Raw genomic sequence first — 16,624 nt, 5'->3', positions numbered from 1 at the left:
AGTTTTTGATGTCATTAAACAATACCACTATCGCTGTGAAGGTCAAGTTTTTTTTACCTTAAAAATCAACAGAATAAAAACACAAATTTAATGGGTTTTATGAATTAAATCACGGGTTTCCAACAAACCTGTGATAAAGAAAAACCCTGCAAATTGCAGGGTTTTTCAGAAACTCAACTCAAATTAGTTCTTTTCTTTGTCTACGATTTTATTCGCTTGAATCCAAGGTACGAAAAAAGATGGAAGCACTGCTTTCATCTTTTTGAGGCACGTAACAATAAACATAAAAGACCCACTCAAATAGAGTGGGTCTTGGCATTCAAATTAATTGATTCGAGAAATTAGTTCTTCTCTTTATCAACAATTTTGTTTGCTTGGATCCAAGGCATCATCGCACGTAGCTTGTTACCCGTTACTTCGATACCATGAGCAGCGTTTTGACGACGACGTGCAGTCATAGAAGGATAGTTCAACGCACCTTCTTGAATGAACATTTTCGCATATTCACCAGACTGGATACGTTTAAGCGCATTACGCATTGCTTCACGTGATTGATCATTGATGACTTCAACACCCGTGACATATTCGCCATATTCAGCGTTGTTAGACACTGAGTAGTTCATGTCTGCGATACCACCTTCGAACATCAAGTCCACGATCAATTTAAGTTCGTGTAAGCATTCGAAGTAAGCCATTTCTGGAGAATAACCCGCTTCTACCAAAGTTTCGAAGCCCATTTTCACCAATTCAACCGCACCACCACAAAGAACCGCTTGTTCACCGAACAAGTCAGTTTCAGTTTCTTCACGGAAAGAAGTTTCGATAATACCCGTACGACCACCACCTACGCCTGAAGCGTAAGAAAGCGCCACATTACGTGCATTACCAGAAGCATCTTGATGGATTGCAATTAGATCTGGCACACCAGAACCACGTTGGAATTCTGAACGTACAGTGTGACCTGGTGCTTTAGGCGCAACCATGATGACGTCCAAGTCTTTACGTGGAACAACTTGGTTATAAAGAACAGAGAAACCATGAGCAAATGCTAAAGTCGCACCCTCTTTGATGTTCGGCTCAATTACATCACGATAAAGTTGTGACTGGAATTCATCTGGGGTCAAGATCATGACTAAGTCAGCTTGAGCAACTGCTGCCGGAACTTCAGAAACTTTCAAGCCTGCATTTTCAGCTTTTTTCCAAGAAGTAGAACCCGCACGTAAACCCACGGTAACGTCAACGCCAGAATCTTTAAGGTTAAGCGCGTGTGCATGACCTTGTGAACCATAACCAATAATGGCTACTTTTTTGCCTTGTATGATAGATAAATCACAGTCTTTATCGTAAAAAATTTGCATCTGTTGTCTCCATGAAAACTTTAAAATATGTTGAGTATTTTCCCCTCACCCTAAGCCTCTCAAGGAGAGGGAACGTCTTCTCCCTCTGGGAGAAGTTTGGGATGAGGGTTTTTAAAAAATTAAATTGTTAAAACCTTTTCGCCACGTGCGATACCAGATACGCCTGAACGAACCACTTCCAAGATCGTATTTTCTGCAAGTGCATCGATAAAGCCATCAAGTTTATCGGTAGTCCCTGCAATCTGAATGGTATAAGTCGTTGGCGTTACATCGACGATTTGTGCACGAAAAATGTCCGCGGTACGTTTAATCTCAGCACGAGCTGCACCTAAGGCTTTTACCTTGATCAACATCAATTCACGCTCGATATGAGCACCTTCTGAAAGATCAACGACTTTCACCACTTCAACCAGTTTATTCAGTTGTTTGGTAATTTGCTCAATCTTGTGATCATCACCATACGTGGTCAAGGTCAAACGAGATAAAGTTTCATCTTCAGTTGGCGCAACATTCAATGTTTCAATGTTATAGCCGCGTTGACTAAACAAACCAACTAGACGAGAAAGCGCACCAGCTTCGTTTTCAACGAGTACAGAAATAATATGTCTCATTAGGTACGCTCCCCTTTTCCTAACCACATGTCTTGCATAGACTGACCTGCGATTAACATTGGATAAACATGCTCAGTACGATCAACCATGACATTAATGAACACACATTTATCATTAATGGCCATCGCTTCAGCCAACTTGGACTCAAGTTCATCTGCATGCTCAATGGTAATGCCAACATGACCATACGCTTCCATCAACTTGGCAAAATCAGGTAATGATTCAACATAAGAACTTGAATGACGACCTTCGTAATTCATGTCCTGCCATTGTTTAACCATCCCTAGGGCGCGGTTATTCAGGCATAAAATTTTGACATTTAATCCATATTGCTTACAGGTTGATAATTCCTGAATACACATTTGAATCGATGCTTCACCCGTGATACACACTACTTGCTGATCTGGGAAGGCAAGTTTTGCAGCCATTGCGTAAGGTAAACCAACACCCATGGTGCCCAAACCGCCTGAGTTGATCCATTGACGTGGACGCTTGTATTTATAATACAACGCACCAAACATCTGATGCTGACCAACGTCAGAAGTAATAATCGCTTCACTATTGGTAACACGATCCAATGCTTCAACCACTTGTTGTGGTTTCATCACACCATTTTGACCCGCTTCATAGCGTAAGCCATGAACTTTACGCCACTCATTAATCTGAGACCACCAAGCAGCAATATCTTCTGAATTTGGCTTCGACACATTCATTTGCTTAAGCTGCGCTAACATTTCCTGAAGCACAGGTTCAACAGCACCAACGATAGGAATATGCGCCATAATCGTCTTGGAAATGGTTGCTGGGTCAATATCAATATGAATGACTTTGGCATTTTGACAGAATTTGGCAGGATTATTGGTGACACGGTCATCAAAACGCGCACCAATCGCCAAAATCACATCGGCATTATGCATCGCCATGTTGGCTTCATAAGTCCCGTGCATCCCTAACATGCCCACAAATTGTGGATCATCGCCTGGAAACGCCCCCAAACCCATTAGGGTATTGGTCACTGGATAACCGAGCAAATGCGCAAGCTCAGTCAATAATGCAGATGCATTGCCCTGAACCACACCACCACCCGTATAAATCATAGGGCGCTTTGCAGAAAGCAACTCATCAATGGCTTTACGAATTTGTCCTGAATGTCCACGTGAAGGTGGTTGATACGAACGCATCTTCACTTTTTCAGGATATTCATAGGCAAATTTTTCAGCAGGATTAGTGGCATCCTTTGGAATATCGACCACAACTGGCCCCGGACGACCACTTGAAGCAATATAAAATGCTTTTTTAATAATGGCAGGAATTTCACTGGCATGACGCACTTGGAAACTGTGCTTTACGATTGGACGGGAAATACCGACCATATCTGTTTCCTGAAATGCATCTTCTCCAATTAAGTGGCTGGCAACCTGACCAGACAAAATCACCATCGGGATTGAGTCCATGTAAGCTGTAGCAATTGGAGTGACAGTATTGGTTGCGCCTGGACCTGAAGTGACCAGCACCACACCCGTCTTACCAGTTACGCGAGAGTAAGCATCGGCCATATGACCTGCGGCTTGTTCATGGCGTACAAGGTAATGATTAATTTTGTCTTGTTGAAAAAGCGCGTCATAAATATGTAAAACTGCGCCGCCTGGATATCCAAAAACGTGTTCAACGCCCTCATCCGCAAGTGCGCGAACGAGCATTTCACCACCAGATAAAAGTTCCAACGTGATTCACCCTAGTCTTTTGCACCATTTATGGGAGACATAAATAGTGTGTCATTCATTTACTTTCTGCACTGTTATAGCACACATACTTCCAAGTTTTTGCTGTAATAGGAAAAATTTCTAAACTGATCACCGTATAAGTTGTCTCAGCTTCATTAAAGAACTGTTGGGATAAACAGGTCTTGAGCAAAATCACCCTCTCGGCTAGAGAGAATGTCCATTACATACCATGACATTATTCGAAGGGTGATCGAATAAAGGCATATAAAACTAAAGCGAACATTTTTTATGTTTCAACTATTAAAGTCAAGGCGAAATGCTCGCTTTTTGCCGTTTATTTTTTGTGTGTATATTTTTAAACCAGATTACTTGTTGAAGCTTAATCGATTTATTTACACCATTTATCGCAATTCCTCTTTTCATTTTTGTTCATTTACCGCAATTTAAAGCGTATGATTTACAATCAGCATTACTCAACTTTATTGACGTTTTTTTCGTTATAAAATCAGATTGTTATTAATGGACATTCAGGCTATGAGCAAATATATAGTGTATCGTTCTAAGGTATTTTTTTTAGCACAAAGCGCGCTAATGGCTAGTCTGATGCTATTTGCCACTCAGAATCATGCTGAACAATATTACAAATGGGTGGATAGCAAAGGTTCGACGCACTACACCACCACACCGCCACCCAAAGGTTCAAAAAAACAAGGACAAGTTAAAACTTATGGGCATACTTCACGCCCTACACAAAATAATCCATCTCATCCAGAGCAAAATCAGCCAAATACAGAAAATGGCAATAAAAATCAGTCATCAACACCTGCACCTAACCCACCTCAGGTAATGCCAAAATCTGAACAAACCGCACCAAGCGCTGCTCCAGCGACAAATCGTGCAGTTTAAATGACCTCACTCAAATCAAAAATAAATCTCAGGTCTGGATAAATTCCAGACCTGTTTTTTATATTGTGTATAAAATCCCTTGTACAACATGCGCTTTTTTTTTGATTTTGCGCTATGCTGTGCAGCAATATTTTTTAACTTTACATTGTTGTCCTTAATACGTTTATGACTACTCACATTGACCCCGAATATCAAGCAAGTGCTATCGAAGCTCAAGTTCAACAAGACTGGGAAGCTCGCAAGGCATTTAAAGTTGCAGACACTGTTGAAGGTAAACATCGCTACATCCTGTCGATGTTCCCCTACCCAAGTGGCAAACTGCATATGGGGCATGTGCGTAATTATACCATTGGTGATGTAATCAGCCGTTTTCATCGTTTAAAAGGTGAAACCGTATTACAACCAATGGGTTGGGATGCTTTTGGCTTACCTGCTGAAAATGCAGCGATTGCGCATCAGGTTGCCCCTGCCAAATGGACCTTTGAAAACATCGCCTATATGCGTGACCAATTAAAAAAATTGGGCTTGTCTGTAGATTGGGATCGTGAATTTGCAACCTGTACCCCTGAATATTATCACTGGGAACAATGGTTATTTGTCCAACTTTATAAGAAAGGCTTGATTTATCGTAAGCTTTCAACCGTAAACTGGGACCCAGTTGATCAAACGGTTTTAGCCAACGAGCAAGTTGAAAATGGTCGTGGCTGGCGTTCAGGTGCATTGGTCGAAAAGCGCGATATTCCAATGTACTACTTCCGCATCACTGATTATGCACAAGAGTTATTAGACGATTTAGATACCTTAAAAGACGGTTGGCCACAACAAGTTTTAACCATGCAGCGCAACTGGATTGGTCGTTCTACCGGGATGGACATTACTTTTCCATCGGCGAACACCGAAGTCTACGCCGATGGCATAACCGTTTACACCACCCGTGCAGATACTTTGATGGGTGTGACTTATGTTGCGGTTGCAGCAGAACATCCAATGGCACTAAAAGCAGCGGCGCTCCAAGCAGAAGCAGGCGATTCTACACTTGCTGCATTTATTGAAGAATGTCGTATGGGTTCAGTCGCAGAAGCGGATTTAGCCACGGCTGAAAAGAAAGGTATGGCAACAGGTTTATCTGTTAAGCACCCAGTAACGGGTGAAGATTTACCTGTCTGGATTGCCAACTATGTGTTGATGTCTTATGGCTCAGGCGCGGTCATGGCAGTTCCTGCACATGACGAACGTGATTTCGAATTTGCCAATAAATTTAACTTGCCTATCACCCAAGTGATTGATGCCAAAGGTGCTGACGATGCAGAATATTCTGCAACTGAATGGCAAGAATGGTACGGCTCTAAAGATGGCAAACTGGTGAATTCAGGTGAGTTTGATGGTCTAGATTTTCAAGCGGCATTTGATGCTTTCCTTGCAAAATTAGAGCCACAAGGACTTGCCAATGCCAAAGTTCAATTCCGTTTACGTGACTGGGGTGTTTCTCGTCAGCGTTATTGGGGTTGCCCAATTCCAATGATCAACTGCGAAAAATGCGGTCAAGTACCTGTTCCAGAAGATCAATTGCCCGTGGTATTGCCAACCGATGTGGTTCCAGATGGCTCGGGTAATCCACTCAATAAAATGCCTGAGTTTTATCAAACCACTTGCCCAAGCTGTGGTGGCGAAGCTCGTCGTGAAACAGACACTTTAGATACTTTTGTTGAGTCATCTTGGTATTACGCACGTTATGCATCTCCAGACTTCACTGGTGGTATGGTCAAACCGGAAGCTGCGCAAAGCTGGCTACCTGTCAATCAATATATCGGTGGTGTGGAACACGCGATTTTGCATTTGCTTTATGCACGTTTCTTCCATAAATTGATGCGTGATGAAGGTGTAGTACAAGGTAACGAACCATTTACCAACTTGCTGACTCAAGGCATGGTGTTAGCAGATACCTTCTATCGTGAAGCAGAAAACGGCAAGAAAACTTGGTTTAACCCTGCCGATATCCTTTTAGAAAAAGATGAAAAAGGTCGTATCCTGTCTGCGAAATATTCAGGTGATGGTCAGGATGTCGTGATCGGTGGACAAGAAAAAATGTCCAAATCGAAAAACAACGGCATTGACCCACAAGCGATCATTGATCAATACGGCGCAGATACCGCGCGCGTGTTTATGATGTTTGCCGCGCCACCTGATCAATCTCTAGAATGGTCAGATGCAGGTGTGGAAGGCGCAAACCGTTTCTTGAAACGTGTATGGCGTTTGGCTGCTGGCTTCCTAGAACAAGGCAACCCAGCAACGACGATTGATACTGCTAATCTATCTCAATATGCTCAGGATTTACGTCGTAAAACCCATGAAACCATTCAAAAAGTAGGTGATGACATTGAACGTCGTCATGCCTTCAATACCGCTATTGCCGCATTGATGGAATTACTTAATGCCAGCAATAAGTTTGAAGCAAAAGATGACAATGATATCGCTGTATTACGTGAAGCGATCACGACACTCCTAACCTTGCTTGCTCCATTTGCACCGCATTTAAGTCAGACTTTATTGAGCCAGTTTGGTGTTGATTTAGTTCAGGTCACATTCCCTGTGGTTGATGAGTCTGCATTGACCCGCAATACTCAAACTATTGTGGTACAGGTCAATGGTAAGCTTCGTGGCAAGTTAGAAGTCTCTATTGATGCATCGAAAGATGAATTATTGGCATTGGCTAAAGCATTGCCTGAGGTTCAACAATTCTTAACGGGTCCAACCAAGAAAGAAATTGTTGTACCGAATAAATTGGTCAATTTAGTGGTTTAATTTCCTGCTTAAATCCCCTTTGCTTTTAAGAGAGGGTTAGGGAGAGGTCATTCCCCCTCATCTTAACCTTCTCTCTAAGGGAGAAGGAACTTGAGTAGAATAAACAAAACCCAAACAAAGCCCGTTGTCATTCAATGGGCTTTGAATCTAAAATGTTGTGAATTTTAAAAAATTAATGATTCCAAGTATTTTGGAATCCCATGAGGACAAAGCATGCATTTAGTTCAACGTGTTGCAGCAGTTGTATTAACTTTAGGTCTAAGTGCAGGCTTGGCGGGCTGTGGTGGTTTTCATTTAAAAGGAACTAATCCAACTGCCGCACCATTGGCTTATCAAAGGCTCAATCTTGCTTTGCCTAAAAATACCGACGAATTGGAAAAACAGCTGAGTGTTTATTTGGCTGCCAGTGGTGTTCAACTGAGTAATGCCAACGATGCCTATACGCTGCGTGTGCTTGATTATACACCGCGTCGTCAACTCCTTAATGGAAAACTCACCGAAGTTTTATTACGCTTAACTGTCACTTTTCAGATCGAAGATCATCAAGGCAATCCGATTACTGCGCCACGCACTTTAACCGCAGCGCGTAGTTATCAATATGATTTAGCGACGGTTAACACCGAAAATCAGGAAGAGACTTATCTGGATCGTATTGTGATTGATGATATTGCTCAGCAGATTGCGCGTCAGATTTCTGCCAACCGTTTACCGAAAGTTACGCCACAAAGTACATCTAACTAAATGTATTTTTGTGTTGATCGATTATGAAACTGGACTATTTACAAGCGTTAAAACGTGCCCCAGAAGCGCGTGGCGCATGGATTTTGCACGGCCAAGAACCTTTGCTTGAGCAAAATTTACTGGATCATTTTCGTAAAAGCTGGCAGCAACAAAACATTGAACGCCAGCGTTATGACATCAGCAGTGTCAATGACTGGAAAAACGTTTTTAATGCATTAAATAGTCTTTCTTTATTTTCACAGCAACTTGCCATTGAAGTACATGGCAACATCAAACCTGATGCCAATGGACTCAAACAGCTCAAAAGTTATTTACAACATAATGAGTCCAATCTCTTACTGATTGTTTTACCGAAACAAGATAGTTCAAGCTTAAAGTCGGCATTTTTTCAAACGGTTGAAGCCAATGGTGTGGTGGTTGCTTTAACAGCCTCCTACCCTCAAGATCGTCAGCGTATTTTAACAATTGAAGCTGAGAAATTGGGAATTCAACTGGATTCAGATGCATGGGCATGGCTCATGCAGCATCATGAGCATAATTTATTAGCTGCAAAAAATAGTTTGATGCGGGTAAATGATACATTTCCTGAGCATTCTCTGATTCAAATTGAACAGCTTTATGCCTGTTTACAAGATCAATCTCGCTATACTACTTATGATTTAAGTGATGCTTTACTTGAAGGCAATCTGCCACAATCCATTAAAATTTTTCAATATTTGGTTGCATCAGGTGAGCCACACAGTTTGATCTTGTGGACACTCAGTAAAGAAATGCGGCTCTTAATGCAGTTATTTGAACAACCGCAAAATGCCTTACAATTGGGAATTTGGAAAACCAAAGTTTCTCTCTATCAACAAGCACTACGCCGTTTACATCCACAACAATTTTTAAACTGGCCTAGCTTGTTATTAAAAGTCGATGCGTCTATCAAAGGCATGTCTAAAGAAAATCCAGAACATTTGATTCAGCAAGGGATTGCGGAGCTCTGTGGAAAAACCTTGTTTCTCGTTTAAGACTATTCTGCACTATTGCATTAAATCAATAAAAATATTCACGTTTTATCCTTAATTCACTTTTATACTAGTGCCAAATTACGTCGAACTCCAGATATTGCTATGCCAAAAATAAAAGCCTCTAAAATGATCATTGCGGTGGTGTGTGTCGCGATTATTGCTGCACTCGCATGGACTTTTTTCAAACCCAAACAGCAACAGCCGCAGTATATTACTGAAACGGTTTCACGCGGTGATCTGGAAAATACTGTACTAGCGACAGGTACACTGGATGCCACGCGCCTGATTAGTGTCGGTGCACAGGTGTCTGGTCAGGTCAAAAAAATGTATGTGCAATTGGGAGATGAAGTCAAACAAGGGCAACTTATTGCTCAGATCGACTCGACCACTCAGGAAAACAGCTTAAAAACTGCCGATGCCAATATCAAAAATTTAGAAGCGCAGCGCTTACAGCAACAAGCGAACCTGAATGAAAAGCAACTGGAATATCGTCGACAACAACAAATGTATGCACAGGATGCCACCTCAAAAGCAGAATTAGAATCGGCAGAAGCTGCTTATAAAACAGCACAGGCACAAATTAAAGCACTCGATGCCCAGATTGAATCGGCTAAAGTGACTCGTTCCACAGCTCAGACCAATATTGGTTATACCCGAATTGTTGCACCAACAGATGGTACAGTGGTTGCGATCGTGACTGAAGAAGGTCAAACCGTAAACGCCAATCAGTCTGCACCAACCATTGTTAAAATTGCCAAACTGCAAAATATGACCATCAAGGCACAAGTCAGTGAAGCAGACATTATGAAAGTGGAAAAAGGTCAGCAGGTTTATTTCACGACATTGGGCGATGATAAAAAACGTTATGCAACCTTACGTCAGATTGAACCCGCGCCAGACTCTATTTCGAGTGAATCGAGCAACTCATCGAGTTCTTCAAGCTCAACCAGTAGCAGTGCCATTTACTATAATGCTTTATTTGATGTACCCAATGAAGATGGTAAATTGCGTATTGATATGACGGCTCAGGTTTATATCGTACTGGATTCGGTGAAAAATGCTTTATTGGTGCCTTCTTCTGCACTATCCAGTCGAACAACAGGCGCACAGAATCGTACAGCCCGCACTCAAACTGCGGGAGCTTCAACACCAAATGCAGAACATAAACAACGTGATAAAGACAAAAACACTCCAAGTTTTGAACGCTTGAATTTAAACGCTGAACAGAAACAGGCAGTTACAGAGGGTAAAGCCAGCTTAAGTGTGGTTCGTATTTTACAAGCAGATGGCTCTGCTCAACCGAAACAAGTGCTGATTGGTATTAATAACCGTGTCAATGCTCAAGTCCTTGCAGGCTTAAAACAAGGTGATCAGGTCATTATTGCCGATAGCGCTGATACTTCAGCCGCTTCAGCCAATAGTGGTAATCGTCGTCGTGGACCTATGGGAATGTAAGCATGACTCAACAAGCTTTGCTTGAAGTCAGCAATCTGGTACGAGAGTTCCCTGCTGGCGATAGCACCGTTCAAATTTTAAAAGACATCAACCTTACGATTTATGAAGGTGAATTAGTTGCCATTGTCGGTCAATCAGGCTCTGGCAAATCAACCTTAATGAATATTTTAGGTTGTCTGGATCGACCAACCAGTGGTAGCTATAAAGTCAGTGGACAGGAAACAGGGAAACTCGAACCTGATGATCTGGCAAAGTTACGCCGTGAATATTTTGGTTTTATTTTCCAGCGTTACCATCTACTGGGCGATTTAACGGCTGAGGATAATGTCGAAGTGCCTGCCGTGTACGCAGGTGTCAATCCTACAGAACGAAAACAACGTGCCACCGCTTTACTCACAGAACTGGGCTTAGGCAGTAAAACCCAAAATCGTCCAAGTCAATTATCTGGTGGTCAACAGCAACGGGTTTCTATTGCTCGCGCCTTGATGAATGGTGGTGATGTCATCCTTGCCGATGAACCCACTGGTGCGCTTGATTCACATAGCGGTGTTGAAGTGATGCGGATTTTACGCGAACTCAATGCGGCGGGTCATACTGTCATTATTGTCACCCATGACATGCAAATCGCCAAAAATGCCACACGAATTATTGAAATCAGTGATGGTGAAATTGTTACGGATCGAGCCAACGTACCGGAGTATGAAACTGAATTAAATTCTGATCCAGATGCAGCACCTGCGCTTGCCAATAAACAAGCTAAAGGCAAAAGTGTTTCAGCCTTACGTTCTGCACTGGATCGACTTTCAGAAGCATTCCAAATGGCATTATTGTCCATGAATGCACATCGTATGCGTACTTTTTTGACCATGCTCGGCATTATCATCGGGATCGCATCCGTGGTCACAGTGGTTGCTCTGGGCAACGGTTCACAAAAGCAAATTCTGGAAAATATTAGTAGTTTGGGCACCAATACCATTACTGTGTTTCAGGGGCGCGGTTTTGGTGATAACTCTAAAACAGCTAATTTTAAAACCCTGGTTCCCGCCGATGCAGAGGCCTTGGCGACACAGCCTTATGTGAGTGCGGTCACGCCGATGGTCAGCACCTCAAAGACCATTCGTTATCAGGAAAATGAAGCCAATGCGACCATTAATGGTGTGGGCAATGACTATTTTGATGTAAAAGGCTTAACCTTTAAAGATGGGCAAAGCTTTGATGGACGTAGTGTGCGTGATCGTACGCAAGATGTCGTGATTGATACCAATACCCAAAAACAATTTTTTGCCGATGGCAGCAATCCGATTGGGCAAGTGGTGTTACTGGGCAGTGTGCCTGCACGTATTATTGGAATTGTAGAACCGCAAACCAGTGCAATGGGCTCAGATGATACGCTAAACGTGTATATGCCCTACACCACAGTCATGAGTCGTATGTTAGGTCAAGCCAATGTGCGTAATATCATTGTGCGGATTAATGATCAATATTCCACTAGCGCTGCGGAAAATGCCATTGTGAACTTATTGACCTTAAGACATGGTCAACAAGATATTTTCACCATGAACAGTGACAGTATCCGCCAAACCATTGAAAAAACTACCAGCACCATGACCTTGCTTGTGTCTGCGATTGCCGTGATTTCACTGGTGGTCGGAGGAATCGGCGTGATGAATATTATGTTGGTATCCGTGACAGAACGTACGCAGGAAATCGGCGTTCGTATGGCAGTTGGTGCACGACAAAGTGATATTTTACAACAGTTTTTAATTGAAGCAATTTTGGTGTGTTTAATTGGCGGTGTACTCGGCGTGCTGTTGTCACTGGGTTTAGGGCAACTGATTAATAAAGTCGCCGCAGGAAACTTTGCTGTTGCCTATTCGACTACCTCGATTATCGCAGCATTTGTATGTTCTACCCTCATTGGTGTGGTTTTTGGATTTTTACCTGCAAAGAATGCCGCAAAACTCGACCCTGTTGCAGCGTTGGCACGAGAATAATAGGAAGCATTATGTCATTATCTAAATTAACCCCGTTATGTGCTCTCATCATCGCTTCATCTACCCTCGTTGGTTGTGCTGCTGTTGTTAAAACGCCCTATCAAACACCGACCGTACAAACGCCACAACAGTTCCAATATGATCAAACTGCTAAAAATACAACTTTTGACCGTTATGCAGATCATTGGTGGACATTGTTTGGTGATCCACAATTGAATCAACTGGTCGATCAAGTCATTGCCAAAAACACGGACTTGGCTGTTGCTGGAATTGCAATCCAACAGGCCCGTTTAAAAGCCGGTTTAGCAGCCGATCAACAAGGCCCACGCGTCAGTTCAGGGGTTTCTGCCGGACATCGAATTGATCTCAACTCAGGTGATGACAGCTCACAAGGTTTATCTTTAAATGCAGGTGTCAGCTATGAACTAGATCTATTTGGTAAATTGGCACGTCAGACGGAAGCATCAAAATGGGAAGCTTTAGCCACTGAACAAGATTTACAGGCGACTGCCCAAACTTTGATTGGAACAACCGCAAAACTCTACTGGCAACTGGCTTATCTGAATGAAAGCCTAGCAACGGCGAAACAAAGTCTGGCAACTTCTGAGAAACTGTATAGTTTAGTGAATAGCCAATATAAAGCTGGCGCTGTTTCAGGTTTAGATCTGACTCAAGCCGAGCAATCGGTACAAAGTCAAAAAGCCAATTTAAGTCAAATTCAGCAAAGTCTGGTGGAAACGCGTACTGCCATCGCTGTGTTACTTCATATTCCTGTACAACAGTTAAATTTGCAAGAGCCCCAACGTCTGCCTCAAGTCAGCTTACCGCAGATTGCAGCAGGATTACCCTCGGATATATTATCGCGCCGTCCTGATTTAAGGGCATCAGAACTACGCCTACGCGAAAGTTTAGCAAACAAAGATGCCACCACTGCGAGTTATTATCCCTCTATCAATTTAACTGGAAATCTGGGTTCGAGTAGTACCTCTTTGACTGAGTTAATCAAAAACCCTGCCCTGACTTTAGGTGCTAGTTTGAGCTTACCTTTTTTGCAATATAATGATATGAAAAAGAATATTGCAATTAGTCAGTTGGATTATGAAAAAGCCATTATTCAATACCGTCAAACTTTGTATCAGGCATTTGCCGATGTTGAAAATTCACTTTCGGCGCGTACTGAGTTAAATCAACAAGTCCAATTACAACAACGTAATCTGGAACTGGCTGAAAAAGCCGAGCGTTTAACTGACGTCCGTTATCGCAATGGTGCTGTAGCGTTGAAAAACTTACTGGATCAACAAGAAACGACACGTGCAGCGAGATTAAGTTTAGTCAATACCAAACAGAATCAATACAATGCTTATGTCACTTTGATGCAAGCATTGGGTGGTTCGCCGATATCACAATTACCTTGAAGTAAAAAGCCACTTCGGTGGCTTATTTTTCTGATCAATTAATCTTCTGGATAGGAATCTTGATCTTTTAGCTTATTAGGATATTTCATTGCACTCATCTGAACAACTTCATCCGTTAAAAATTCACTATAAAAATCCTGTTCTTTTGAATATTAAAAACCTTATTTTTCAAATATTTGTTCGGCTAATTCACCAAAAATTTCATCAGATTTTTGGAAACTAAAATAGATCACCTCAATCAATTTACGATCCTTGTTATGATCAGCACCTTATACATATAAAAAATCGAGTGAATGACTCAACTCGATTTTTCATTAAAACTTAAGACATTAGATTTTAATGTCTTAAAATCTTTTAATATTTAACGCTATAACTCAGACCGTAAGTACGACCTTGAGCAGGTAGACTTGAAATCGCCCCATAAACAGGTACAACGGCTTGGCTATACACCGTTTTGTAATCTGTATTCCAGACATTATAGACACCAAAGCTCAAAGTACCAGGTCCAACTTTAGCATTTGCGATCACATCCATAACAGCATAACCTTTAATTTTAGTTGCTGTATTTGGGCGAACATTTGCATTATAAGTTGCTTCTAGTGAATCGTTATAGGCTTTATTAGATCCCTTGATTGCGAGAGTCTGTACGCGAAGACTATTACCATTACCATCATTCCATTCACCAAAGACTGTTCCCTTAACTGGTGAAATCTGTAATGCATTTAACTCACGCCATTCATTACTTGAGTCTTTATATTGACCACGGGTATAGCTCAATGTTCCACCTACAGTAAATTGTTCAACCACTGGAACAGTAATATTTGCTTCAGCACCATAAATGCGTTGGTCAGTGTCTGCAACCGTTACAGTACGATCAGTATTAAATTGAACAACTTTATCTGAAGTATTATAAAAACCAGTTAGACCCAGATTTAGGCCATCCTCTCCTTGTAAACGCCAACCTAACTCATAGCTATTAACGGTAATTGGATCAACATTCCCTGAACGAACAACATAACTTGCTGAGACATCACGTAAAACACGTTGAATATCTGGCAAACTAAAACCTTGTGAGAAGTTAGCAAAAACTTGTTGTTGATCATTGAATTTATATACTGCTCCCAAATTAAACAGGGTCTTATCATGATCAACAGAACCCGCTGCTACAGAAGCAACTGGTTGACCAAGTAAATCACCTTGAATCGCAACAACTGTAGGTTTAAATGATTCAGTATCACTATCAATACGTTGATAACGAATCCCTGCTTGAAGATTCAAAGCATTGCTTACTTCATAATTACTTTGAATAAATGCACCAAGATTTTTAATAGTAGCCTCTGGACCAAAATCATAACTGCGCCCAGTGCTAGTATATTTTAAACCGTTATTACTAAAACTATAAAGATCAGCAGTTTGCTTATCCTTTTCATGGTCATAATCTATACCATAAGTTAAACCTAGATTACGATTCGCAACATTGAACTTTGAGGTTACTGCCGCTCGAATACCTGCAACATCAATATCTGATTCAGACTGATATGCCAAATAATAGTTATACGGAATAAAATTAGTTAATAATGCAGGGAAAAATCGTGCTTTTTCATTACGATAGTACGTTTCAATATTCAGTTCTTGACCTAGAAAGTCTGTATTTTGATATTGCGCATTGACCGAATAACGCTTTGTGAATGGTTGATCATCTAATTCAAGACCTTTGATTGCTTTTAAGCTCGGTTGCGCCCCTCTCAATACAGCATAATTTGGACCATAATCTGGACCATAATCAGAGTCTTGCTTATCTTCATAATACTGTGTACCAAAACTTAACTTCTGATTATTGGTCATTTGCCAACTTAATCGTCCATTTACATCAACAGTTTTGGTATCTTGTCGATCAGTCTGTGCAATTTCAGGCCCAATTCTGTCACCATGACTGTCCTGAATCTCACCGCGTTGCGTATAGCCAGCACCTAAAAATCCACTCAGATCATCCTGTTTAAAAGCGACAGATTGGTATGCTTCATATGCCAATGCATCGTGATTAAAATTATTGCCTGAAGTCACACCCAGCTTTGTTTCAAAATTTAGCCCATCTTTTGCAGCCTGTTTAGTAATAATATTAATAATACCGCCTGTCGCTCCAGAACCATAAATACTCGAAGCTCCAGAAACAACCTCAATCTTTTCGATGGAACTTGGGCTAATGCTATTTAGCTGACGCGATACATCTCTTGAGCCGGTTAAAGCTACGCCATCTACCATGACTAATACTTGGCGTCCACGCATGGTTTGACCATAGTTACTGGTCGTGCCACTACTTGGGCTAAGTGAAGGAATCAATTGAGCCAAAATATCGGCAATTTTCCGACCCGCGGCGGCTTGTTGCTGAATTTGAGCCTGATCAATCGATTGCACTGTCCCCGCGATTTCAGCAATACTTTGTGCTGAACGTGTCGCAGTGGTGACGATTGGTGCTAACTGTTTGGTGGTCTGTACAGACTGCTGTGTATCCCCCGATACTTGTGTATCAGCATAAAGCTGACCGCTTACAGCAAGACTTAATACAGTAATAGATGTAGCAAATGAACGATGTTTCATGATAATC

Annotated in this window: 11 protein-coding genes and 1 pseudogene; 7 read left to right on the top strand and 5 right to left on the bottom strand. The window is 41.7% G+C overall.

The genetic code is table 11. The features are described from left to right. Positions 1-341: 341 nt before the first annotated feature. The 3 genes from ilvC to I6L31_RS14115 all read right to left on the bottom strand — a co-directional run bounded on the left by ilvC (position 342) and on the right by I6L31_RS14115 (position 3,693). Entirely contained in the window at positions 342-1,358 is a 1,017-nt protein-coding gene (ilvC, locus tag I6L31_RS14125; protein ID WP_004990871.1) for a ketol-acid reductoisomerase, read from the bottom strand. A 119-nt stretch (positions 1,359-1,477) separates the two neighbouring features. Then, positions 1,478-1,969: an acetolactate synthase small subunit gene (gene ilvN / locus I6L31_RS14120; RefSeq protein WP_004990873.1), complete on the bottom strand. Its 492-nt coding sequence runs from the start codon at positions 1,967-1,969 to the stop codon at positions 1,478-1,480. Next, positions 1,969-3,693, bottom strand: a complete 1,725-nt coding sequence (locus I6L31_RS14115) for an acetolactate synthase 3 large subunit (protein ID WP_005002924.1) — start codon at positions 3,691-3,693, stop codon at positions 1,969-1,971. The genes ilvN and I6L31_RS14115 overlap by 1 nt, the downstream gene beginning before the upstream one ends. A gap of 534 nt (positions 3,694-4,227) precedes the next feature. On the opposite strand from I6L31_RS14115, the gene I6L31_RS14110 reads away from it, so the two are divergent. The 7 genes from I6L31_RS14110 to I6L31_RS14080 all read left to right on the top strand — a co-directional run bounded on the left by I6L31_RS14110 (position 4,228) and on the right by I6L31_RS14080 (position 14,019). Beyond that, positions 4,228-4,599: a DUF4124 domain-containing protein gene (locus tag I6L31_RS14110; protein ID WP_005002922.1), complete on the top strand. Its 372-nt coding sequence runs from the start codon at positions 4,228-4,230 to the stop codon at positions 4,597-4,599. A gap of 165 nt (positions 4,600-4,764) precedes the next feature. Further along, positions 4,765-7,401, top strand: a complete 2,637-nt coding sequence (leuS, locus tag I6L31_RS14105) for a leucine--tRNA ligase (protein WP_004990879.1) — start codon at positions 4,765-4,767, stop codon at positions 7,399-7,401. A 213-nt stretch (positions 7,402-7,614) separates the two neighbouring features. After that, complete coding sequence (locus tag I6L31_RS14100; RefSeq protein ID WP_004990882.1) at positions 7,615-8,142, top strand: LPS-assembly lipoprotein LptE; 528 nt, start codon at positions 7,615-7,617, stop codon at positions 8,140-8,142. A gap of 23 nt (positions 8,143-8,165) precedes the next feature. After that, positions 8,166-9,155 (top strand): DNA polymerase III subunit delta, encoded by a 990-nt coding sequence (gene holA, locus I6L31_RS14095; protein WP_005002918.1) that lies wholly within the window; start codon positions 8,166-8,168, stop codon positions 9,153-9,155. 102 nt (positions 9,156-9,257) lie between these two features. After that, the gene (locus tag I6L31_RS14090; protein ID WP_005002915.1) at positions 9,258-10,610 is read left to right on the top strand and encodes a MacA family efflux pump subunit; all 1,353 of its coding nucleotides are present in this window, start codon (positions 9,258-9,260) and stop codon (positions 10,608-10,610) included. Positions 10,611-10,612: 2 nt separating this feature from the next. Then, on the top strand, positions 10,613-12,604 hold the full coding sequence (locus I6L31_RS14085) for a MacB family efflux pump subunit (protein ID WP_005002913.1): 1,992 nt from the start codon (positions 10,613-10,615) through the stop codon (positions 12,602-12,604). Positions 12,605-12,615: 11 nt separating this feature from the next. After that, positions 12,616-14,019, top strand: a complete 1,404-nt coding sequence (locus I6L31_RS14080; protein ID WP_005002911.1) for an efflux transporter outer membrane subunit — start codon at positions 12,616-12,618, stop codon at positions 14,017-14,019. 38 nt (positions 14,020-14,057) lie between these two features. Here the strand turns inward: I6L31_RS14080 and I6L31_RS18590 are convergent. Together I6L31_RS18590 and I6L31_RS14075 are read right to left on the bottom strand one after the other, a co-directional pair. Next, positions 14,058-14,252 (bottom strand): annotated as a pseudogene (locus I6L31_RS18590) (putative type VI secretion system effector); the annotation flags it as partial. A 121-nt stretch (positions 14,253-14,373) separates the two neighbouring features. Next, the gene (locus I6L31_RS14075) at positions 14,374-16,617 is read right to left on the bottom strand and encodes a TonB-dependent receptor (RefSeq protein ID WP_005002908.1); all 2,244 of its coding nucleotides are present in this window, start codon (positions 16,615-16,617) and stop codon (positions 14,374-14,376) included. Positions 16,618-16,624 lie beyond the last annotated feature (7 nt).

This window comes from Acinetobacter septicus (genome assembly GCF_019355975.1).
Classification (GTDB): domain Bacteria; phylum Pseudomonadota; class Gammaproteobacteria; order Pseudomonadales; family Moraxellaceae; genus Acinetobacter; species Acinetobacter ursingii.
Note: the sequence above shows the minus strand (reverse complement) of the source record. Positions and strands in the feature narration are given on the sequence as shown.